At 38.2% G+C, this 23302-nt stretch carries 22 protein-coding genes; 1 reads left to right on the forward strand and 21 read right to left on the reverse strand.

Going from position 1 to position 23302, the window contains the following annotated elements:
* Window position 1 precedes the first annotated feature (1 nt).
* From LJD61_RS15080 to gpr, 19 genes are all read right to left on the reverse strand, one after another.
* Window positions 2–496, reverse strand: a complete 495-nt coding sequence (locus tag LJD61_RS15080) for an NfeD family protein (RefSeq protein WP_255228379.1) — start codon at window positions 494–496, stop codon at window positions 2–4.
* A gap of 100 nt (window positions 497–596) precedes the next feature.
* On the reverse strand, window positions 597–1766 hold the full coding sequence (locus LJD61_RS15085; protein WP_255228380.1) for a SpoIIE family protein phosphatase: 1170 nt from the start codon (window positions 1764–1766) through the stop codon (window positions 597–599).
* On the reverse strand, window positions 1767–3467 hold the full coding sequence (locus LJD61_RS15090; RefSeq protein ID WP_255228381.1) for a [Fe-Fe] hydrogenase large subunit C-terminal domain-containing protein: 1701 nt from the start codon (window positions 3465–3467) through the stop codon (window positions 1767–1769).
* A gap of 1 nt (window position 3468) precedes the next feature.
* Window positions 3469–3714 (reverse strand): (2Fe-2S) ferredoxin domain-containing protein, encoded by a 246-nt coding sequence (locus tag LJD61_RS15095; protein ID WP_255228382.1) that lies wholly within the window; start codon window positions 3712–3714, stop codon window positions 3469–3471.
* 312 nt (window positions 3715–4026) lie between these two features.
* Window positions 4027–4470: a GatB/YqeY domain-containing protein gene (locus LJD61_RS15100; protein ID WP_255228383.1), complete on the reverse strand. Its 444-nt coding sequence runs from the start codon at window positions 4468–4470 to the stop codon at window positions 4027–4029.
* 26 nt (window positions 4471–4496) lie between these two features.
* Window positions 4497–4673, reverse strand: coding sequence for a 30S ribosomal protein S21 (gene rpsU, locus LJD61_RS15105; protein ID WP_255228384.1), 177 nt, complete (start codon window positions 4671–4673; stop codon window positions 4497–4499).
* Window positions 4674–4803: 130 nt separating this feature from the next.
* Window positions 4804–5148: a histidine triad nucleotide-binding protein gene (locus tag LJD61_RS15110; protein ID WP_255228385.1), complete on the reverse strand. Its 345-nt coding sequence runs from the start codon at window positions 5146–5148 to the stop codon at window positions 4804–4806.
* 70 nt (window positions 5149–5218) lie between these two features.
* A complete protein-coding gene (mtaB, locus tag LJD61_RS15115) occupies window positions 5219–6526 on the reverse strand; it encodes a tRNA (N(6)-L-threonylcarbamoyladenosine(37)-C(2))-methylthiotransferase MtaB (RefSeq protein WP_255228386.1) in 1308 nt (435 codons plus the stop codon).
* Window positions 6527–6545: 19 nt separating this feature from the next.
* A complete protein-coding gene (locus LJD61_RS15120) occupies window positions 6546–7283 on the reverse strand; it encodes a 16S rRNA (uracil(1498)-N(3))-methyltransferase (RefSeq protein ID WP_255228387.1) in 738 nt (245 codons plus the stop codon).
* Between the two features lies 1 nt (window position 7284).
* The gene (gene prmA, locus LJD61_RS15125) at window positions 7285–8223 is read right to left on the reverse strand and encodes a 50S ribosomal protein L11 methyltransferase (RefSeq protein ID WP_255228388.1); all 939 of its coding nucleotides are present in this window, start codon (window positions 8221–8223) and stop codon (window positions 7285–7287) included.
* A gap of 129 nt (window positions 8224–8352) precedes the next feature.
* On the reverse strand, window positions 8353–9510 hold the full coding sequence (dnaJ, locus tag LJD61_RS15130; RefSeq protein WP_255228389.1) for a molecular chaperone DnaJ: 1158 nt from the start codon (window positions 9508–9510) through the stop codon (window positions 8353–8355).
* A gap of 29 nt (window positions 9511–9539) precedes the next feature.
* A complete protein-coding gene (gene dnaK, locus LJD61_RS15135; protein WP_255228390.1) occupies window positions 9540–11363 on the reverse strand; it encodes a molecular chaperone DnaK in 1824 nt (607 codons plus the stop codon).
* Between the two features lie 37 nt (window positions 11364–11400).
* Window positions 11401–11991, reverse strand: a complete 591-nt coding sequence (gene grpE / locus LJD61_RS15140) for a nucleotide exchange factor GrpE (protein WP_255228391.1) — start codon at window positions 11989–11991, stop codon at window positions 11401–11403.
* Window positions 11992–12033: 42 nt separating this feature from the next.
* Window positions 12034–13065 carry a heat-inducible transcriptional repressor HrcA gene (hrcA, locus tag LJD61_RS15145; RefSeq protein WP_255228392.1) on the reverse strand — a complete coding sequence of 344 codons (1032 nt, stop codon included), beginning with the start codon at window positions 13063–13065 and terminating at the stop codon, window positions 12034–12036.
* 105 nt (window positions 13066–13170) lie between these two features.
* Window positions 13171–14301, reverse strand: coding sequence for a radical SAM family heme chaperone HemW (gene hemW, locus LJD61_RS15150; protein WP_255228393.1), 1131 nt, complete (start codon window positions 14299–14301; stop codon window positions 13171–13173).
* Between the two features lie 9 nt (window positions 14302–14310).
* Entirely contained in the window at window positions 14311–16119 is a 1809-nt protein-coding gene (gene lepA / locus LJD61_RS15155; RefSeq protein ID WP_255228394.1) for a translation elongation factor 4, read from the reverse strand.
* 130 nt (window positions 16120–16249) lie between these two features.
* Window positions 16250–16567: a hypothetical protein gene (locus LJD61_RS15160; RefSeq protein ID WP_255228395.1), complete on the reverse strand. Its 318-nt coding sequence runs from the start codon at window positions 16565–16567 to the stop codon at window positions 16250–16252.
* Window positions 16568–16572: 5 nt separating this feature from the next.
* Window positions 16573–17718, reverse strand: a complete 1146-nt coding sequence (spoIIP, locus tag LJD61_RS15165; RefSeq protein ID WP_255228396.1) for a stage II sporulation protein P — start codon at window positions 17716–17718, stop codon at window positions 16573–16575.
* A gap of 147 nt (window positions 17719–17865) precedes the next feature.
* On the reverse strand, window positions 17866–18840 hold the full coding sequence (gene gpr / locus LJD61_RS15170; RefSeq protein ID WP_255228397.1) for a GPR endopeptidase: 975 nt from the start codon (window positions 18838–18840) through the stop codon (window positions 17866–17868).
* Between the two features lie 234 nt (window positions 18841–19074).
* Here gpr and rpsT point away from each other — a divergent pair, with 234 nt between their 5' ends.
* Entirely contained in the window at window positions 19075–19338 is a 264-nt protein-coding gene (gene rpsT, locus LJD61_RS15175; RefSeq protein ID WP_255228398.1) for a 30S ribosomal protein S20, read from the forward strand.
* A 38-nt stretch (window positions 19339–19376) separates the two neighbouring features.
* Here rpsT and holA read toward each other — a convergent pair whose 3' ends face one another.
* Both holA and LJD61_RS15185 read right to left on the reverse strand, forming a co-directional pair.
* Window positions 19377–20432 (reverse strand): DNA polymerase III subunit delta, encoded by a 1056-nt coding sequence (gene holA / locus LJD61_RS15180; RefSeq protein ID WP_255228399.1) that lies wholly within the window; start codon window positions 20430–20432, stop codon window positions 19377–19379.
* A 401-nt stretch (window positions 20433–20833) separates the two neighbouring features.
* Window positions 20834–23164, reverse strand: a complete 2331-nt coding sequence (locus LJD61_RS15185) for a DNA internalization-related competence protein ComEC/Rec2 (protein ID WP_255228400.1) — start codon at window positions 23162–23164, stop codon at window positions 20834–20836.
* Between the last annotated feature and the right edge of the window lie 138 nt (window positions 23165–23302).

The following is a 23302-nucleotide window of genomic DNA, read 5'->3' on the forward strand; positions in this document are numbered from 1 at the left end:
ACTAAATCTCCTCCTCATATTGTTTTACTATAATTTTCATGCTTTCAACTTCCGACACAATAATTTTTGCCCCTTTATCTATGAATTCACCTTGAGATTGAGCATTAATTCTCTTGCCGTCAATCATTACTACACCCGAAGGTCTGAGAGGTGTTTCCGCGATACCTGTTTTTCCTATAAAGGAATCATCCTTTTTGGAGCTCGTATAGCCTTCTTCTTGTTTTTGCTCTGTATCTAGTATAAGAAATTTCATAAATTTACTGCCATAACCTAATTTATACATTATTACAATTACTAATACAAATAGCGCTATTGTGGCAATAATAAGCAATAAAGCCTCATAGATGCTTGAAGTGATCATTGCCACACTGATGATAACACATATTATCCCTGATACCCCTGCTACTCCAAAACCGGGCATCAAACCTTCAATAGTAAGCAGCACCAACCCAAGCACATATAAAAAAACCGTCAGCGCATTCCAATCGCCAAACAAAACATTTACCCCCTTTAGATTCGTTGAGTATATTATAAACTCAATTATGAAGTTTATAATATATTAATATTATTATACACCAGTGTTATAACCATTTCTATCAATAATATATTTTTACTACTTCTTTTCCGAATAAATCTAATTTTTCTGCCAGCAACTCCAGAATTTCAGTCTTAATACCTAAAGCGTCTGAAAATTCTTGTTTTTTATGCGCCGGATTAACCGCCCTTCCGATATAAAGGTTTATATGGGTACATCTATCAAGCAGCATTCTTGTAAGCTTAGATGCACCGTCATTATATCTATATATAAGATTATATTGCTCCATAGCACCTTTATTAATATCTTTAAGATTTTTCAATACCTTGTTTAAAGTGATGATACCTTCTGTAACAAGGTCAATCCCTGCAATATATGCTATAGGAGGTATATCAGGACTTTCATATTCCAAAATAGTTTTTATTGGCTTTTTTATGCATCTGCTGACAATATTTGCAGTAGTTCCGCCGCAAACAATCTTAGCTCCGGGACAGTCCATAAAGGACTTTACAGCAGCAGCATCCATAGAAGGATCAGAAGGAGGACCTGCCATGATTGACAAATGGCTTGGCTGCCTGATCTCCGCAGCCACAATGGTGGTATCATCCCCCGGCTCACCTTGATAAAAGCTGCTGCAAGCGCTTATTATCTGTCCTGCCAGCATATTTACGGAAGGGTTTTTTCTAACGTTTTTTTGTATATACTCCAGCACATTATCATATTGCCACCCCATATTCAGTATTTTGCCTACTCCCGCATGAACTACGCCGTCGCTGAACATGACAAAAATATCTTCTTTAAATATTTGCAATTCTGATTCTCTGATCCTCTTTCCATGAACGATTCTTTCTTTCCAGGGCAGGCAAACAGCTTCCCTGGCTCTAAAAAATGCTATGGAAGGATTGTCGAATTCCACTATATAAGCATGTCCATCATTAAATATTTGCAATATGGTAAATGTAGAATATGCCACTTGCCTTACACTGCATATAGGAAGAGTCTGTGTAATAGTATCGACGGCTTCATCAATGGAAGCCCCTTCTTTAAGCATAGTGCCAATTATTTTAGAGGTAAGTGTTGCTAGAATGTTGGCTTTGACGCCACTTCCTAAACCATCCGACAGTATAATTATTACGGACTCCCTTGTCCTTATTACTTCAACCTTATCACCGCAAAGCTCTTCATTGTGCTTGTTTAAGCTGCGTACAGACACGTCAACAAAAAATGCCATTTAACTTTCCTCACTCTTCAACATAATATCCTTTAGCTTGCTTAACGAAACCTTGGTCTCCGCCGTGGTTTCGCCCAAAAGGCTAGCTATTTGCTGTGCTACATACATTTGTTTATCTATTACATCTTGAGCCAGCTTAATAGATTCGTTCTTGACCTTGAAATCTTTTTCTTTCTGCTTTTCTTCCTCCGTTATATCTTTAAAAATGCCTAAAATAAGCCCATGCTCGTTCAAACGTACTATTGTGGCTTGGGTTCTTATTCCGTAATTATCAAAGCTGATTTTCTTAGAGAGCAAGCTCTCTCCCGATTCCATTAAGCATATGAATTCATATACATCAAAATAATCATAGGCTTTTTTCCCTATTATATCAGCTCGGCTAAGGCCGAACATCTTTTCGGCAGATTTATTAAATTCCTGTATCTCAAAATCTTCGTTTATTGCCATTATTACATTAGGGGTGTTGCTTATTATTATGTTCGAAATAGATTCTGCTCTTTCCTTCATATATGGAAGACACATATACAACTCCGCTTTCCCCTGATATACCGCTATGGCTTTCTCTCTGCATGAATTATATCCGCATGCACCGCAGTTAAATTCCTTTTCCTTGCCGGTTTTCCCTATTTTCCTCAATATTCCTCTTATCTCATCTTCAGTGGGCATTTTGGCATCAGGCAATTTCCCTGAAAATACCTTGTCCAGCTTTATTTCATCACCCTTATTTTTATTCGCAGCTCGGCTTTTAACCGCAAATTCGATGAGTTTTCTTCTTTCCTCAAGAATACCTTTCTTTAATTTATTGCATCCTGAACCGTTGAGACAGCCACCCCTGCAGGCATTCATTTCTAAAAATGCACCTTTAAGCCCTTTGCTTGAAGAGAGATATTCCAATATATCCATGCATTCATCTATTCCGTCTATACTCATAGTTTTTTGAATTTCCCGATCCAATCCCATGCTCATGAGGACTCCGCCAGGCATGGGATAAAATCTGCTGCTTCCCGGTTCTTCATTATCAAGCTCCGCTTCCCGGCATTGGGATATATCTATATTTTCCTCTTCAAACCACTGATAAAGCTCATCATAGGTCAATACAGCATCAACAAATCCTTCACATTGCGGCTCTTCACTCTCATGCTTCTTAGCCACGCAAGGGCCTATAAATATAACCCTGGCATCCATTCCCAATCTCTTCTTTATCATCTTGCCATGGGCTATCATAGGCGATACTACCTCAGCCATATTGCCGACCACTTCAGGATAGTATGTTTGAATCAAGTAATTAATAGTCGGGCAAGCCGTAGAAATAACATTCTCTCCAGGCCTCGCTTCCACAATCTCTTTATATTTTTGTGAAACCAGTCTGGCGCCTGCTGCAGTTTCTTCAACAGCAGAAAATCCAAGCTTTTTAATCGCTCCTATCAATCTTTTCGGGTTATCGCTCAGGGCAATAAAGGATGGAGCAAGACTTGCAACAACCGTAAAACCCTGAGAAATAAATTCTTTGACTTTTCCAATGTCACTTCTAATATACTTGGCATTCTGAGGGCATATTTTTAAACAAGTGCCGCATACAATACACATATCCTCTATGATTTGAGCCTGTTGATCCTTAATCCTTATTGCTTTAACAGGGCAGTGTCTGACACATTTATAACAGTTTTTACAATCAGTCTTTGACAATTTTATTGCGTTCATATTATTCACTCTCCAGAATAAATGTCCTAAAAAAACTTTCCACATTTTGAGGATTAACGCTATTGATATATCTGTCTCCTACCTTGATCACAACACCATCAGCGCAATGTCCGAGACAGAAGGATGCCTTTAAGTCCACTTGATCATCCATAGAATATCTGGCTATAAGCTCTTGCAGGCTCTTTATCACCTTGTATGAGCCCTTAATATGACATGAACTTCCTATACAAACACTAATCTCTATCATTTCTTTCACTTCCTGTCAGTTACTATAGTTAATTATTTAACAATTATATTGTAACAATTATCTCTCCATCTTGTCTATAGTTGAACGAGACTTCATTCAGAGGGGGGATTAAACACCCACTGAATCTTAATTCAGTGATTAACAGGTTTTATATTTTTGAGCTAAAAGAAAAGCCTCATTGAAATATTTAACAAATCAACAAGGCTTTTCTTGCAAAGTTCTTAAGCTCCAGTGCTTATTAAGGAAATCCAAACTTTTTTATGCATTATTATAAAACCTGAAATCTATAGATTTCAGGTTTATTAATCAGAATTAATCTAAATGCTTTTTAACTAATTCATTTACCAATCTTCCATCCGCCCTGCCTTTGGTCTTAGGTAAAAGAGCCTTCATCACCTTTCCAATATCCTTGGCGCTTTGAGCTCCAACTTCAAATATTGTTTGTGAAACAATGCTGTCTAACTCATCTTCACTAAGCTGCTGAGGAAGGTAGGCCATCAAAATATCAATTTCTCTTTTTAAATCCTCCACCAGGTCAGGTCTATTGCCTTTTTCGAATTCCGGTATAGAATCCTTTCTTTGCTTTACAGCCTTTGCAATAACTTCAAGAATAGCTTCATCGTCCAGTTCTGTCTTTTTATCCTTTTCAATCTGAAGTATTCCTGCCCTCACCATAGTGATGGCATTTTTTCTCAAGGTGTCTTTATCTTTCATTGCAGCCTTCATATCATCCAGTAAAACTTGCTTTAGAGACATTTAAACCATCCTTTTTATATAAAACTTTATTTAAATTTTCTCTTTCTAGCTGCTTCAGATTTCTTTTTTCTTTTTACACTAGGTTTCTCATAATGTTCTCTTTTTCTAACTTCAGCCAACACTCCAGCTCTAGCACATTTTTTCTTGAAACGTCTCAATGCGCTTTCCAAAGATTCATTTTCACCAACTTTAATTTCAGACATCTAACTCACCCTCCCTCCGCTGGTAACAATCAATAGGTTAAATTTAACTGCATAAAAAGTGGGATAAATTAAACACATATTTTATTATACAGTACATGCTAATCAGGTGTCAATAAAAGGTTTGACTAATTTAACCGGGAGGCCATTGTAAAAGCCTGCCGCCTAAAAGGTGAAAATGTATGTGAGGAACTGTTTGTCCTCCATTCTCTCCGATGTTGTTTACTACTCTGAAACCTTTTTCATCAATGTTCAGATCTTTTGCAAGCTTAGAAGCGACCTTGAAAACATGACTTATCAGCAGATATCCATCTTCATTTAGATCCATAATAGATCGGACGTGAGTTTTGGGGACAATGAGCACGTGAACCGGAGCTTCCGGGTTAATATCGTTAAATGCCAGCACCTTATCATCCTCATATACCTTGCTGCATGGTATTTCACCTTTTATTATTTTACAAAAGATACAGTTTTCCATAAAAATATATCACCTCCCTAAATAGGCTTAGAGAATTATTCAACAAAACATTTAAAAATCCTTCTAGATACTAAATCTTTTCCAAAATGCCCAACATCATGTCTTTATTTATACCTTTAATTTTTGTGCTAATTATCTTACCCTTAATATCATATGCAGCCTCAGCCATTACTCTTATATAATTATCTGTCAATCCTTCATAATAATTGCTGTTTCCATCGATTTTTTGCTCGAAAAGTACATTTAAAGATTTACCTATAAAGCTATTCATAAACTTCATTTGATTTTCTTTTGCAATATTAGATATAATCTTGCTTCTCTCTTCCTTCACCTTCGGGCTGACCTGTCCTTTAAACTTTGCAGCCGGGGTTCCTTTTCGGGGTGAAAATTTAAAAATATGCATGCTGCTGAAGGAAACATCTTTAACAAATTGCACAGTTTTTTCAAACTCCTCTTCCGTCTCTCCCGGAAATCCTACGATTATATCTGTTGTTATGCCCACATCAGGATATATGCTTCTCAATTTTTTTACGACTTCCATATATTCCTGTGTGGTGTACTTCCTGTTCATCCTCTTCAATGTCTCATCACAGCCGCTTTGCAATGACAAATGAAAATGCCTGCAAAGCTTGTTCAGATGAGGAAGCCTGCTCAAAAAATCATCATCAAAGGTTTTAGGCTCAACAGAGCTCATTCTAAGCCTTTCAATGCCATCCACATCATGGACCATCTGTATTATATCTATCAGTCCGATATCTCCCAGATCTCTTCCATAAGACCCCACATGAATGCCTGTTAATACTACTTCTTTATATCCGCTGTCAGCCAGAATCTTAACCTCTTCTATTATGCTATCCGGTTTCCTGCTCCTGATATGACCTCTGGCATAGGGTATTATGCAGTATGTGCAGTATTGCTCACAGCCTTCCTGAATCTTTATGAAAGCTCTGGAGCGGCTTTTATAGTGCTTAATATTCATATCTTCAAATTCTTCTATCTCCATTATATCTCCCACAACACTGATCTTGTCTTCAACGTTTTGAGCATCTTCCACCAGCTGTACTATTTTGGAACGTTCATTTGTTCCCAGAACAAGCCTTACCCCATCTATGCCTAAAATTTCATCAGGGGCGATTTGAGAATAACATCCGACCACTGCGATAAAAGCCTTTGGATTATATTCCAAAGCCCTCCTTATTATCTGCCTGGATTTCCTATCTCCCATATTGGTTACAGTGCATGTATTTATTATATAAATATCTGAATAACCATCATATTCTACGATTTCATAGCCCGCATTTTCAAATGCTTCTATCATGGCTTCAGTTTCATATTGATTAACCTTGCAACCCAAAGTATAAAAAGCTACTTTATTCAATGTTTTTCCCCCAATATATTTACATCTCATCAAATTCATACATTATACAGCTTAAAACAGCAGAGCCTGCGGTTTCGGTTCTTAATATTCTGGGTCCAAGCGTAACAGGGACAACGCCTTTGTCTAATGCTGACTTTATCTCGAAATCTTCATATCCACCCTCCGGTCCGATGAAGATTCCAATACTTTCTGCTTTTTTACCATGGATACTCATTTTCAGATTATTATTTTTCTCCAATTCATAAGGTATGAGAGATATGTCAAGCTCCTCAGCTTCTGCCAAAGCCTCATCAAAGCTTTTAGGTATAGCAATCTTAGGTATAATGCCCCTGCCGCTTTGCTTGGCTGCTTCCTCGGCAATTCTTTGCCATCTCTCAACCTTTTTTATTTCATCCTTTTCACTTGACAGTTTAACTACGGTTCGGGCAGTTTCAACGGGGACAATCCTTCTCACGCCGATTTCCGTACACTTCTGAATGATAACGTCCATTTTAGTGCTTTTGGGAATACCCTGAAAAAGCACCGCATTTATCCCAGGCTCTCCATCAGATGCTCTGCTCTCCAGTATTCTTGTCCTAACCACATATTTATCGATGTTTTCAATTACAACCTTATAATCCATGCCTTGACCATCACATACCACTATATCATCACCAGGCTTAATCCTTAATACCCTCGATATATGGCTGACATCGTCACCGGTAATAATTATGTTTCCCTTTTTAATATTATCCTTACTAATAAAAAATCGATGCATATTAATCCCTCTTCGCAGCTATTGCGCACCATTCACCCATCTGCTCTATTTCCAAAATATCAAATCCATACTTTTTCAATTCTTTAATCACTTCATCCTGCCTGTCTAAGATTATGCCGGATGATATGAATACTCTCCCGGGCTTCAGGAACAACAATGCTTGAGGAGTAAAATCCATAATGATATCAGCTATTATATTGGCAACAATCAAATCCGCCTTCGCTGATGCTGCATCCAGGAGGTTACAATTCTTGACCTTGATTTTATCATCTTCTTTATTGACAGATACGTTCTCCGCAGCTACTTTACAAGCTACGCCATCCAAATCTACACATAAAACGCTATGAGCTCCCAATTTTGCCGCAGTTATTCCCAATATGCCTGATCCGCAGCCAACATCGTATACCTCATAGCCTTTTTTGATATAGCGTTCCAACAGCTTTATGCACATCAATGTGGTTTCATGATTTCCTGTACCAAAAGCCATGCCAGGATCGATTTCAACCACTATATCATCGTCCTGCCCGTCATAACTCTCCCAGGTAGGCTTTACCACAACCCTTTCTCCTGCCTTAAAGGGTTTAAAGTACTGCTTCCAGGCTGTCGACCAATCTTCTTCTTTAACAATCCTGGTTGCCAGTTCGCCTTTGCCTTTATCAAGGCCAAAATCAGATAAGGAATCGACTCTCGATTGAATGGTTTCAAGCAAAGCTGCCGAATATATGGTTTCCGGAAAATAACCCTTTACTTTAACATCTGTTCCCATGGCCTGAATCAATTCAGGTTCTACATAATCCCAATCCGTCTTATTATGATTCAGGGATATAAAATCATTGGGATCTTCTATAGCAACTCCTGCAGCGCCTTCATCCTCCAGGATGTAGGACACTGCTTCGCTGGACTCTGTAGTGGTAAAAACGCTTATTTCTATGTAATCCATATTTGCTCTCCTCAATAATAGAATAATTCAAAATACTTATCATATTATATATAATTATATATTCTTTTACAATATATTCAGATCAGAGTGCAATCCAAATTTATGAAAAAAGCAGCACCTAGTGCTGCTTTATTTTCCAAAGGCATCCTTAACTTTACCGAAAAAAGATTTTCCCAGATCACCAGTGTTCTCACCGCTTACGTCTGCAAATTGTCTAAGAAGGTCTCTTTGTTTTTCGTTCAGTTTTTTGGGTATTTGAACCTTGACAGTAAAATATAAATCGCCTTTAGTGTTGCGCTTCAGATTTTGCACACCTTTGCCTTTGAGCTTAAAGGTCGTTCCTGTTTGGGTCCCTTCTTCCAAGTTATAATCAGTATCCCCCTCTAATGTGGGCACATCGATCTTGCCGCCCAAAGCCGCCTGAGCAAAGGTTACAGGCACTTCACAGAACAGGTCTGAACCATCCCTTTTAAATACTTTATGAGGCCTTACCTTTAGATATATATATAAGTCCCCGTTTGGGCCGCCTTTAAGCCCCGGCTCCCCTTCGCCTCTTAAGGTAAGGATAGAGCCATTATCAACACCTGCAGGTACATCAAGGGTGATTTTCCTCGTTTTCCTCACTATTCCTCTTCCAAGGCAAGTGGTACATGGATTCTTTATTATTTTTCCTTCTCCGTGGCATTGTTCACAGGGGCGAACATTTACAATACGGCCAAAGGGCGAGTTTTGAATATGCCGCACCTCTCCTGTGCCTCCACAGGTTTTGCAGGTTTCTGCACCGGTTCCATCTTTGGCTCCGGTGCCATTGCATACCGTACAGGTCTCATTTCTAGCGATATTTATCTCCTTCTTTACTCCAAAAGCAGCAGCTTCAAAGTCTATCTCCAGCTCATATTTCAGATCACTGCCCCTTTGGGGTCCGGATTTTCTACTCCTTCCCGAAGTAGAAAATCCAAAGCCGCCATCTCCGAATATTGTGTCAAATATATCTCCAAAACCGCCAAAGCCGGAGAAGTTTCCAAAGCCTTCAAAGCCCCCGCCGCCAAAGCTGTTAGGATCAAAAGCAGAATGCCCGAATTGATCATACTTAGCGCGTTTGTCTTTATCGCTTAATACTTCATAAGCTTCATTAATCTCTTTAAACTTATTCTCTGCATCCTTGTTGCCTTGATTAACATCAGGATGATATTTCTTGGCCAATCTTCTGTATGCTTTTTTTATATCATCTTCAGAAGCACTCTTATCTACTTCCAAGACCTCATAATAATCTCTTTTTGTTGCCATGCTAACACCACCTTGCAGAGGGGTAAATACTATTTATCCTCATCAACTTTATAATCTGCATTTATAGTACCGTCATCGTTTTGTGCTCCAAAATCCTCTGGATTCGGGCTTCCTTGACCTCCGGCAGCCTGATATATCTTGGATGAAATGTCATAGAAAACCTTAGTAAGCTGTTCGGTGGCTTCCTTAATGCGGCCATTATCTGTACCCTTCAAAGCTTCCTTCAAATTATTCAATTCAGCTTCAATCTTTGATTTATCTTCCTGGCTTACTTTATCGCCCAAATCTTTAAGCGATTTTTCTGTCTGATATACCAAGCTGTCTGCCTGATTTCTTATTTCAACCTCTTCTTTTCTCTGCTTATCTTCAGCCGCATGCTTTTCAGCTTCTTTTACGGCTTTGTCTATTTCATCATTGGACAGGTTGGAGCTGGCAGTTATGGTCACCTTTTGCTCATTGCCGGTTCCCAGATCCTTTGCTGATACATGAACTATACCGTTTGCGTCTATATCAAAAGTAACTTCAATTTGAGGTACTCCTCTTGGTGCAGGAGCTATGCCTGTCAGTTGGAATCTTCCTAAAGTTTTGTTGTAGGCAGCCATCTCCCTTTCACCCTGAAGAACGTGAATTTCTACGCTTGTCTGTCCATCAGCAGCTGTCGAGAATATTTGGCTCTTTTTAGTCGGTATTGTCGTATTTCTTTCAATCAGCTTGGTGAATACTCCGCCGAGAGTTTCAATACCCAAGGATAGCGGAGTCACATCCAGCAGCAATACATCCTTAACCTCTCCTGTCAATACCGCAGCCTGAATTGCGGCACCCAGTGCAACACACTCATCCGGATTTATACCTTTATAAGGCTCCTTGCCGGTCAGTCTCTTAACTGCATCTTGAACAGCAGGTATCCTTGTAGAACCTCCGACTAATATCACTTTATTGATCTTATCAACTGACAAACCTGCGTCTGACAAAGCCTTTCTTGCCGGTTCCATAGTAGCTTCAACAAGGTCATGTGTCAGCTCATCAAACTTTGCTCTTGTCAAGTTGACATCCAAATGCTTCGGGCCGGTTGCATCTGCGGTTATAAACGGCAGATTAATATTTGTCTGAACTACGCTGGAAAGCTCAATTTTAGCTTTTTCTGCAGCTTCCTTCAATCTTTGCATTGCCATTTTATCATTTCTAAGATCTATTCCATATTCTTTTTTAAACTCATCCGCCATATAATTCATGACTCTTGCGTCGAAGTCATCCCCGCCCAGCTTGTTATTCCCGCTGGTTGCCAAAACTTCAAAAACTCCATCACCAAGTTCCAGCAGGGATACATCAAAGGTTCCGCCGCCTAAGTCAAATACCAATATTTTCTGGCTTTCTTCCTTTTCCAAGCCATAGGCCAGTGCAGCAGCAGTAGGCTCGTTGATTATTCTCAATACCTCCAAGCCTGCAATCTTGCCCGCATCCTTAGTCGCTTGCCTCTGACTGTCGCTAAAATATGCCGGAACTGTGATTACAGCTTGATTAACAGTTTCTCCTAAGTAAGCTTCGGCATCCTGCTTGAGCTTTGAAAGTATTATTGCCGATATTTCAGGTGGGGTATAATCTTTTCCATCTATATTAACCTTGTGATTGCTTCCCATTTCCCTTTTGATAGACATAACCGTCCTATCAGGATTTGTTATCGCCTGCCTTTTAGCAACCTGGCCAACAAGCCTTTCACCGTTTTTTGAGAAACCAACTATAGAAGGAGTTGTTCTATTGCCTTCTGCATTTGGTATTACTACAGGCTCACCGCCTTCCATCACAGCTACACAAGAGTTGGTAGTACCTAAATCGATACCAATGACCTTTCCCATTTATATTCATCCTCCTAAAAAAAATTTTACATTATATTTAGTTCTTAATTGCTACTTTAACCATTGACGGTCTAATAACTTTTGTTTTGAGCATATAGCCTTTTTGAAAAATTTCCTTTACTTGATTTTCATCTTCCTCATCGGCCTCCACCTGCATTACAGCATGATGCCTATTAGGATCGAATTCACAGTTTAAAGCTTTGATTTCCTCCAGGCCGTTCTTGTTTAGAGTCATCAGAAAATCCTTATAAATCATGTTTAAGCCTTCAACATATTTGCTGTCCAAATCGCCTGCTTTAAAAGAATCTATAGCTCTTTCAAAGTTATCTATTATAGGAAGAAGCTGACACATAATATCTTCTAAGGCGTTAAAGAACATTTCTTCTCTTTCCTTTGCTACTCTTTTTCTGTAATTATCAAAATCCGCCTGGAGCCTCAAATTTTTATCCTTATACTCCTCTATAACAGCTTCGCATTCCTTGATCTTATCTTCTCCAGCTTTAATCTCTTCTTTCAGTTTCTCATTTTCATTCGACAACTCTTCATTTTGCTGTTCACAATGTACTTCTTCATTTTGCATGTCAAAATTGTCATTATTCTTCAAATCATTGTCCTGCTTTTTTTTCATCTTTCAACCCACCCATCAATCATATTATTAAAAATATTTTACCTATGTTTTAATTATCTGTGTCAAAATATCATTGAGGTTTTGTGTCAAGCAATCCACTATTGAAATAACCTTGGAATATTTCATTCTGGTAGGACCCAATACTCCTATAGATCCTATTATCCTGCCGTTATAACTGTATGTTGCAGTGATCAAGCTACAGTCCTTCAGCTGGTGAACCTTATTTTCCTTGCCTATAATAACAGAAGTATCCTTAGATACATCGTTTAATATATCAAACAGCAGCTCATTTTCGTCAAGGACATTTAAAAAGTCCTTGGCTTTTTGTATATCGTTATATTCAGGCAGCTCAAGCAGATTAGCCGCTCCATCATAATATATCTCTGCTCTTTCCGAATATTTCAGAGCTTGCAATAATTCCGGCAAAACCTTCGCAAATATCTGTTCATAACCGCTTATTCCATTATCCGGATCAGTAAAATCAATTTTCACCAGATCTTCGATCGATAAGCCTAATAGCTTCTCATTTAATATCCTGGATATTTTATCAAGAACATCAACTTCAATATCAGTTTCAGTTCTGAGCACGCTGTTTTTTATTATCCCTGCGTCGGTCACAATTACAGCCAGTATATTATTGCTATCCACCTTGATAAGCTGCAAATGTTTTAAACAGGTTTTTTTGAATTGGGGCGCCATAGCAATGGAAGCATATTTAGTCATGCCTGATAATAATTTTGATGCATGCTTAATAAGCCTGTCAATCTCGCCTATAGTATCCAGGAACTCCTTCTTGATAAATTCATAATCCTGTTGATTAATGGTCTTCTGGCTCATCAATTTATCTACGTATAATCTGTATCCTTTGTCTGACGGTATTCTGCCGGCTGAAGTATGAGGCTGCTCAATATAGCCCATATCTTCCAAATCAGCCATTTCATTTCTTATAGTTGCCGGACTTATATCTGTGAGATATTTTTTGGATACTGTCCTTGAACCTACCGGCTCCGCAGTATTGATGTAATCTTCAATTATAGCCCGTAGAATAAGCTGCTTCCGGCTTCCGAGTGACATAAACCTCACCATCCTTGTTAGCACTCTTCACTACTGAGTGCTAATTCTGCTTTTAAAATATCACTGTAACATTTTTTTGTCAATAGCATTTTGAAAAATTTGTTTTCACTGCATGAATTCAACAAATACTCTGTTCGATAAATCCTGTCCCTTATGCGTCAATCTCACCCTATCATCTTGTATTGTTATAAGGCCCTCTTTAATCAACTTAGATAGGGCATTGCCATATTCCTCAATGAAATTGATCTCATATTTAGCATTAAAATCGGATATGCCTATGCCTGAGTTTAATCTCAGCCCCAATATTATTGTCTCCCACATATCTTCCCTGATGCTTATATCTTCATTGCCTTCGACAGCTGCTTTTCCTGCCTCAATATTTTTTATATACTCATCTAAGCCGCTGAAGTTCCAAAATCTCTTGCCGTCAATTTTAGAATGGCTTCCGGCGCCTACACCCGCATACTCTCCGTTTTTCCAATAAATCAAATTATGCTCGCAGCAAAATCCTTCTTTGGCAAAGTTTGAAATCTCATACTGTTTTAAACCATAATTCTTCAATACAGCTTTTGCAGCTTTATACATATCCCTATCCATATCTTCATCGGGGGCATTTAATATGCCTGATTTGATTAAAGAATGAATAGGAGTATTCTCCTCGACTATCAGGCTATAGCATGATATATGCTCAGCTCCCAGGCGGCATACATTGTCCAATGTTTCAAGCCACATATTCAAGCTTTGACCCGGAAGTGAAAACATCAGGTCAACATTTATATTATTAAAGCCTAAGCTTCTAAATAGGCTGAAGCTTCTCAAAAAATCCTCACGCTTATGGATACGCCCTATGGTATTCAGCAGTTCATCCTGCCAGGCCTGTAAGCCTATGCTTATCCTGTTTATTCCTGCAGCTTTGTAAATATCTATTTTAGCTTGATCAACAGTACCGGGATTGCATTCGATTGTTATCTCCGCTTCCTTTTCAATATTTTTTTCTATGGTTTTCATTATTTTTGCTATATTCTTAGGATTAATAATGGTGGGGGTTCCCCCACCAATAAAAATGGTTTTAAAATTGTAGTTTTGCTGATCTGAATAATATTTTAATTCTTTAATCAACGCATCAATGTACGCATCTTCATATATAGCCTTGTCATCATATGAGTTAAAATCGCAATAGATGCATTTCCTCTGGCAAAACGGTATATGAACATATAGTCCAATGCTTTTTTTCATATGATTCACCTAATCATTAAGCTTCAGAACCGACATAAAGGCTTCCTGCGGTAATTCCACGCTTCCGACCTGTCTCATTCTTTTCTTGCCTTCCTTTTGCTTTTCCAGGAGCTTTTTCTTTCTGGAAATATCTCCCCCGTAACATTTTGCCAGGACATCCTTCCTCAACGCCTTGACCGTTTCTCTTGCTATTATCTTTTGACCTATGGCAGCTTGTATAGGTATTTCAAACATCTGTCTGGGAATTACATCCTTGAGCTTTTCAGCCATAGCCCTTCCCCGGTTATAGGCTTTTTCCTTGTGGACTATAAAGGACAGAGCATCGACAGTCTCCCCATTCAGCAATATATCAAGCTTAACAAGGTCTGATTTTGCATACCCCTTCAGCAAATAGTCAAAAGAGGCGTATCCTTTTGTCCTTGACTTCAGTGCGTCAAAGAAATCATATATAATTTCATTCAGGGGCAGTTCATAGTTTATTATTGCTCTGGTTTCTTCCATATACTTCATATCCTTGAATATGCCCCTTCGGTTTTGACACAATTCCATTATTGTTCCCACATATTCGGTAGGGGCCATAATAGAGGCCTCAACTATAGGTTCTTCCATATATTCGATCTCTTGGGGAGATGGCATATTGGTAGGATTCGATACTTCCTCCATTTCTCCATTGGTTTTCGCTATATGGTAAATTACGCTGGGAGCGGTTGTGACCAAGTCCAAATTATATTCTCTTTCCAGCCTTTCTTGAATTATCTCCATATGAAGAAGGCCCAAAAAGCCGCATCTGAAACCAAATCCCAAAGCCACGGAAACTTCAGGTTCAAACAGCAAAGCCGCGTCATTGAGCTGCAGCTTTTCCAATGCATCTCTCAAATCATTATAATCTGCTCCATCAGCAGGATAAATACCGCAATAAACCATCGGAGTTACTCTTCGATATCCGGGCAAAGGTGAAAGACATGGATTTTGTGCATTTGTTATAGTATCGCCCACATGTACGTCTCTTACATTTTTAATGCTTCCTGTTACATATCCTACTTCACCTGCCAGCAATTCGCTGCAAGGCACCATTGCGGGCTTTAATGTTCCCACTTCTACAACCTCATACACGGCCCCATTGGACATCATCTTTATATTCATTCCCGGGCTTATTTTACCGTCAAAAACTCTTATATAGGCAATCACACCCTTATAGCTGTCATATAGGGAGTCAAATATCAAAGCCTTTAAAGGTTCATCCTCGTCTCCGCTTGGATGAGGTATATACTTTATTATTCCTTCCAAAACTTCTTCTATCCCTATGCCTTCCTTGGCAGATATAAGAGCAGCGTTTTCCGCATCCAGGCCTATTACATCTTCTATCTCTTTCTTAACAAATTCAGAATCTGCGCTTGGCAAATCAATCTTATTGATCACTGGGTACAGTTCCAGATTATTGTCCAAAGCCAGATATACATTCGCCAGGGTCTGAGCTTCTATCCCCTGGGTCGCATCCACGATTACTATTGCTCCCTCGCATGCTGCCAGGCTTCTCGATACCTCATAAGTAAAATCAACATGTCCCGGAGTATCTATGAGATTAAATATATATTCTTCTCCGTTCTTTGCCTTATAATTGAGCTTGACAGATGTAAGCTTAATGGTAATGCCTCTTTCTCTTTCTAAATCCATATTATCTAAAACCTGAGATTCCATATCCCTTACCGCTATTACTCCGGTTTTTTCAATCAATCTATCTGCAAGGGTCGATTTACCATGATCTATATGGGCAATAATGCAAAAATTTCTTATGTGTTTTTGCCTGTCCTTTATCATATGGACTCCTCCTTATACAACTCAACAAATATACTTTAAAATCTTTTAAATTATAGCATAAATCATTTTACCATAAAAGTATATAATATGTAATCCCATAAAACATATAGGCCCTTGAAGTCATTCGGGTTCAAGAGCCTAAATCATTCACTATTTTATTATAAGCATCTTTTGACCAGTGCAGCGCATCATCAACAGCCTTGATGATGTATTCAATATTAAACATATAAGTTTCACCGGCAATATCTATTCTGACATCTGCTTTATTTTCAAGTTGAAAAAACACTGCATGCTTTCCGTCTTTTTTTACCATAATGGCAGAAGTTTTTACATCGGTCACATATATCATAATAACAAAAAAAGCAAAGCACATGAATAGAGTCATTGCGTCTCTCATTTTCTTTCTTCTAAGCTTTTTCTTTATTAATCTTTCTTCAGTTCTACTCACAGTTTTCACTCCTGCAGTTCCATAAGTACCTCTCCCATTACATTACCCATAAGCTCAGCAGAATAATTCGCCTCTTCTGCAGTGTTGAGCATACAGCCTATCTCAATCAGCATTGAATAGTTGCTGAAATATTGATTGTATTTGCTGTTAGCTCTTTCGGTTTTTAAATACAGCCCAGGGTATAGTTTATCCATTTTTTTCTTTATATATGCTGAAAACTTCTCTAATTCCTTATAGTTTGGATTTTTTTTGCCTATAACCAGCATTATCCTTGCAGCTTTCTTGCCATTTATAGTAGCAGTATAGTCATTTTTTCTGGCTGCCCTATGCTTGTCGTCTTTAACTGTAAAGGCATCCCTATGTATATCCCATACAAATTTTATCGAATTATATTTACTGGTCTGCTTTTTAATGGTCATCAAAGAATTTGCATAAGAATATGCATAAGAATCTTTATCGTGATAAGTCTTGTCATGGATTACCTTATACTTATATTTATCCTGAAGCACCCTGGCTAGTGTACTTCCCGTAGAAACCACATTATATTTTTCAGTCAAGGTATGATAATTAGATGCCGTATTGGGCATATAGCTCTCTGTCGCATGGCTGTGATATATCAATATTTGCGGAGACTTATTCGATAACTCAACTTTTTCCGGGGATTGTATATCAGCATCATATTCCTCATTTTCACCGGCTATGGCCTTTGCATCCTCGCCTGCTTGCATTTCCTTAGCCTTATACTCATCTTCTTCGCTGAAAAAGATATCTCCCTCAGGAGCATCAGAAAAGCTTTTTATCTCCGGTAGCTTTTTTCCCATGGATTGAGCTGCAATCAAGCTTTCATCTATATCTCCAAATCCTGAATAGGTCAGCTTTAAAAAGGTAAAGGGGTCTTCTAAGAGCTTAGCAGGTATTGATGCCACAGTGTCCGAAATAAAGCTGTCGATTCCTGCCGCTTTTTCTCCCCTGTACCCCTCATAAGCTGCTTTCAAAGCTGGTATGGAGTTATTTAGAATAAAAATAAACAAACTGTCGCTATTGTTTTTATCTATATCCTTATATGCATCTTGACTGCTAAAGACCTCTGCAGGCTCTTCGATGCTTTTATTCACAGTCAAAAAGATCAAGAGGATACAGCATAAAAGCAAACCAAGCCCCCAAAAAGCTTTATTCCTAGATCTCCTTTGTAAACTCAAATGTCTACACCCCACTTTACTCTGTATGAAGCTAAATAGAGAAATGTATTATATTCTAACTTATATGCCGGCTAAATACTTTTATGATAAAAACATAGATCAATTTAAAAATCTGTGTACATCATCCATGTGTATGCCCGGATGCAATGAAATATTCAGCCCGTCTGCTATTACATCAGAAATATCTTCTATAAAGTCATCTATCTCCTTGGGCGTTACCATTAAATCTCCCATACGGGGCGATAAGACTTCATTTATTAATGTCATCTTCTCTTCCCGGTTTATATTTTTCAGCATTTCATAAAAGTTCCTCTCTTTTCTGGCTTCTTTTATAAGATTATCGATGACCAGGTCTATTGTGTCATTTGCCATGGTCGCCGCATCCACTACAGTGGGCACACCTATGGCAATAACCGGTATTCCCAAGCTTTTCTCACTCAGTTCCTTCCTGTTATTTCCCACTCCCGAGCCCGGGTTTATACCTGTATCTGCGATTTGAATTGTAGTATTGACCCTTTCCAGTTTTCTTGAAGCCAAGGCATCAATTGCAATTACAAGATCAGGCTTAACCCTATTGACTACGCCGAGTATTATTTCGCTTGTTTCTATACCGGTAATGCCCAATACACCGGGAGATAATGCACAAACCGATCTCACGCCTTCATCTATTTGTTCCGGTAAAAATTCCGTCATGTGCCTGGTGACCATTATCTTTTCTATGACTTTAGGTCCTAAGGCATCGGGAGTAATATTCCAATTGCCTAAGCCTACCACTAAAATCACTGAGTTGTCATTGAGCTTAACAAGGCTTATCAGCTCTTTAGCCAATGCTCTGCTTACATCCTCCATCAAATCGATATCCTTTTCCTTCAGCCTGGGAACTTCCAGCGTTATGTAATTTCCGACAGGCTTTCCCATTATCTCTGAGCCGGCTTCCTCCTCAATTTTAACCCTTGTTATTTTTATATCTTCGTTACCGTCATTATCTACAGTAACTCCCGGGATGTCCTTTTTACCCTTATCCTCTTGTATTTCCTTAGCCTCTAAAGCTAAGTCCGTTCTTATATTAATCATTTATTTCCCTCCATATAAATCGTTTGTTTTTATATAATTAATTTGTTGTGCTGATATATTCCTCTGCCGGGTTTAAAAATCAACGCTAATCTCCGCTAATCCGGAACAACAAATTAATTATCAGTATTATATGCATAATATAATGACACAATACTTTTTAGTATGCCCTTGCATTTTGCCATGCCGTGTGATAAAATACCATTTGTTAATTGATTTTTGAAGGAGGTGAATGTATTGGCTAATATTAAATCCGCAATTAAAAGAATAAAAGTTGCAGAGTTCAAAACTCGCAGGAATAAGATGATTATTTCCTCCTTGAAAACTTCAATAAAAAAATTCGAAGATTCTGTAAAGGCCGGAAATCTTGAGGAAGCTCAGAACCTTTATAGAAAGGCTGTCAGCATGATCGACAAGGCTGCCGCTAAAGGTTCACTTCACAAAAATACTGCTGCAAGAAAAAAGTCCAGACTTTCAAACAAGTTGAAAGCTGCAATGTAATATATAAACCCTGGCATTTTGCCAGGGTTTTTACATACTTATTCGTCAAACAAGGAAGCAAATAGCATTTCAAATGAAAGACGCTCACCTGATTTTCCCGTCTTTATATCTTTTTCACATGTCAAACACCTTTCCAAAGCTTTCTCCAAGCCCGTGTAGTTCATTTTATCAGTGTGCTTCACATACAGCTTAACGGTGTACTCATGTATTTTGGTCTTTTCGGATATACTTTTTGCATCCAATCCGCGACTTCTTAGCTCCTTTATCCTGATCAGATTTTTTATACCTTTTGATATCATAGCAAGAATACTGAAGGATGATTCTCCGCACAGAAGCATATCATTATATATTTTCAAGCTTTTTGAGATATTCTTCTCCCAGCAAGCATCGATCAGCTTAAAAATATCATTCTCCAAGCTCTTGGGAAATAGTTTTTCTAAATGCTCTTTGGTGACAGCTTTATCTTGACCGATATAAGCCAGAGCCTTGTTTATTTCATTTTGAACATGATATAGGTTCATATCGCTGTTCTTGTCCAAATAGCCTGTATTAGCAGCAAAATACTCCAAGTCCATAGGCTTAATTTCTTTTCCAGCTCTTGTAAAATGCCCCTTAATCCATTGTACTAAATCGCTTTTGCTGATTTTGCCGAATTCATAGATTTTCCCAATTTTATTTATATCCTTATATAGCTTTTTCCTTCTGTCTGCCTCAGCATAGTTTACAAATACAAGACATGCTGTATCCGGCAATTCGGATATAAAACCAAAGCCGCCTGCTTTATCTGATTCCTTTGATCCTTCAGCTCCTTCTTCAGAAGTTTTTTTTGATTTCGAAACAAGCCCTGCAAAGTCCTTTACTATTATAAGTCTTTTATCACCGCCGAAGGGCATAGTGCTGCATGCATTTATAAGCGCCGATAAGTCAAAGTTATCCTCTTCAAAAATAGTAAGGTTTATTTCCGGAAAATCTTTTATTAAATAAGCTGTCATCTCTTCAACTGCTTTATCTAAAAGATATGTCTCACTGCCGTGCAGCAAGTAAATATTGCCTACATCTCCCGATTTAAGACTGTTGATAAAAAATCTGTACATTTTATCCCTCCTGCCTTATATGTATATTATCGTCTTGATTCCACTAAATTCATTTAGCAGTTTGTGAATCTCTGTTGTGCTGTCTGATAACGATTGCGAAAGCTCCGGGACTAAGACTTTGTAAGCTTGCATAGGGTTGCGTCAAAACTCGCTTTGGCTCAAACAGTTGACGCAACTATTCCTATACTTCGCTAACAAACTCTAAGCCCCTTCACATTGAACGAGACTTCATTCAGTGGGGTTCCAACTCCACTGAATGTTAGTCGAGTCCATACTGGACTTAGCCGCCCTTAGGCACACGCCGCCTATAGCGGTGTGGGTCTTAGGGCGAATTAGTTCAGTGCTGCACTCTTTTATCAGTTAGCACAACAAATGCGCCAATGAGCTATTGCAGTAAAATCTTATCTTACACTATCTATTTTTAGCTTTAATCCATCGGATATTATTTTGATCGCCCCGTTATTATCCGTTCTGTATATCTTTGATCCGACTTCCTCAATATTCTCCATGGCTTCGTGGGAAGGATGGCCGTAAGTGTTTTGTCCCACCGATATCAGAGAAATCTTGGGAGAGACTTTTTCAATAAACTCTTTTGAAGAAGAAGTGGAGCTGCCATGATGGGGTACCTTTAGCACTACAGAATTTATGCTCTTATCCGCCAATGCCATCTCAGCTTCCTCTTGAATATCACCTGTAAACAGCATGGTAAAATTCCTATAGTTCAATCTGAAAACGATTGAGTTGTTGTTTTCATCCGATGAAGTTCCCACCATAATATTTCGTTGTGGCGATAAAATATTTATGAATACATCAGCCTCCAATATCAGTTTATCATTTTCATTGACATAAAACAGCTTTGAACCTTTTCTTTTCGAAATATCTATAAAGCTGCGAAGGCTTTCATTGTCAAAGCTCACTTTGGGCAGCACCACATTCCTCACTTTAAACTCAGAAGCAACTTTGATGAGCCCTTCCAAATGATCTTCATGGCAATGGGATAATATAACCGTATCCAGCCCCCATACTCCGAGCTTCCGCAAGGCAGGCACCGTTATCTTGGAGCCTATGTCGTAGTAGTAGCTTCCCTTGGCCGCGGAACCTCCCCCATCCACCAGAATGTTTTTACCCTTAGGAGTAGTTATCAATATTGCATCTCCCTGTCCCACATCTAATAATACTACTCTCATATCTTTATTTGTAATATATTTTATGCAAAGAAGAGTGATGAGAAAAATTGCGGCCACATAAATATGAAATTTCCACTTCCATAAATGATAGCCTATCCCATTGTCCCTATTGATGATAAACATAATCGATAAGTAGTATATGCCATAAACATATATAGGCAAAGCAGAAACAGAAAATCCGGCAAAAATCATATCTGCACTCATATTTACTATTTTCAATAAAAATGATATCAAATAATAATCCGAAGCTAATACATAGATAGAAAGTGTCGGAAAAAACATGCCTATTGCTACACCTGCAAAACCTATTGCCAATATTGCAAAGGTCAATGGTACAGCTATTATATTTATAAAAACATTAACCGCGGAAAAGTATTGGAAATTATGGATCAATATAGGGCTTATCCCGATCTGGACAGCCACAGACAAAGAAACGGATTTGATGATTGGTGCCGGTATGTGGATATTTTTTATTTTTTTATATATAGGATTATATAAAAAAACTATTGAGTAAATACAGCCGTATGAAATTATAAAACCTAAATTATGAATAAGCATTGGGTTCAAAATAAGCATTATAATTGCGGCAAATGACACAGAGGACAACAAATCATATTCCTTATTCATATTTTTGCCCGCAATAATAACCAGCATCATTATTAAAGCCCTGACTGCCGGCGGCGGCGCACCTATAAGCATGACATAATATATGATCAGGAATCCGCTTAAAAACCCTTTGACTTTTTTGTCTAATCTTAATATATCAAACAATTTATTAAGCATAAGGGCAATAAAGGATACATGCAGCCCCGAAACGGAGAGCAAGTGAGACAGACCTGTTTTTTGAAAATTGATCATGTCCCTTTCATCGATCCATTGCTTATCACCCAGGATTACTGCATTAAGAAAAGCTGCTTCTTCCCTGGGCATAGATGAATTTATTATGTGTGCGATCCTATTTCTAAGGCCATATAAAAAAATCACTTTATAATTGTTTTCTGATCTATTTATAAGCTTGTTATCTTTTGATAAAAATTGATTGTATATCCCCATGCTCCTGTTGTATAAACCATAGTCCTGATCTCCAAAGTTTCTCCTGCTTATAAAACCAACTGCTTGTCCTCTTGCGCTTACCACATCTCCTGCTTTATAAATGGCCTTGCCATAACTCTTAAACAGTATTCTTTCTTTATAGTTATATATTTTTTTATCATCTGATACGGCTCTTGTTTCTGCGTTATAAACAATTCCGCCGCTTTTTTCAATTCCGTTATCTAAAATAAGAGCTTCTATCTCTATGGTTTTATCTCTAAACCTGACCAGCTTGCTTTCTAAAGAAGCAAACCAGACATATTCTCCCATGCCGATAAATAAAATCAAAACACAGAAAACAGCCAGCTTTGCTTCGCTTTTTCTATATATAAACAGTAAAATCAAAGCAAAAAAAAGGCTGATTAAAACAACTAGCATTGCAGGATTTATTATATAAGATAGTGATATGCCCAGAAATAAAGAGAAGGCAATATAAAACAATACATTATCCATAGATTTATTACTCCTCATTTAATCTATTGCGTTGCTACAGTATTATACAGATCTACGCAACGAATCGATTTGGGTAATAGTATCAATATGGAAATTATAGCATAAAAAAAATAAAACTGCCAAAGGCAGTTTTACATG

Source organism: Lutispora saccharofermentans (assembly GCF_024363565.1).
Classification (GTDB): domain Bacteria; phylum Bacillota; class Clostridia; order Lutisporales; family Lutisporaceae; genus Lutispora; species Lutispora saccharofermentans.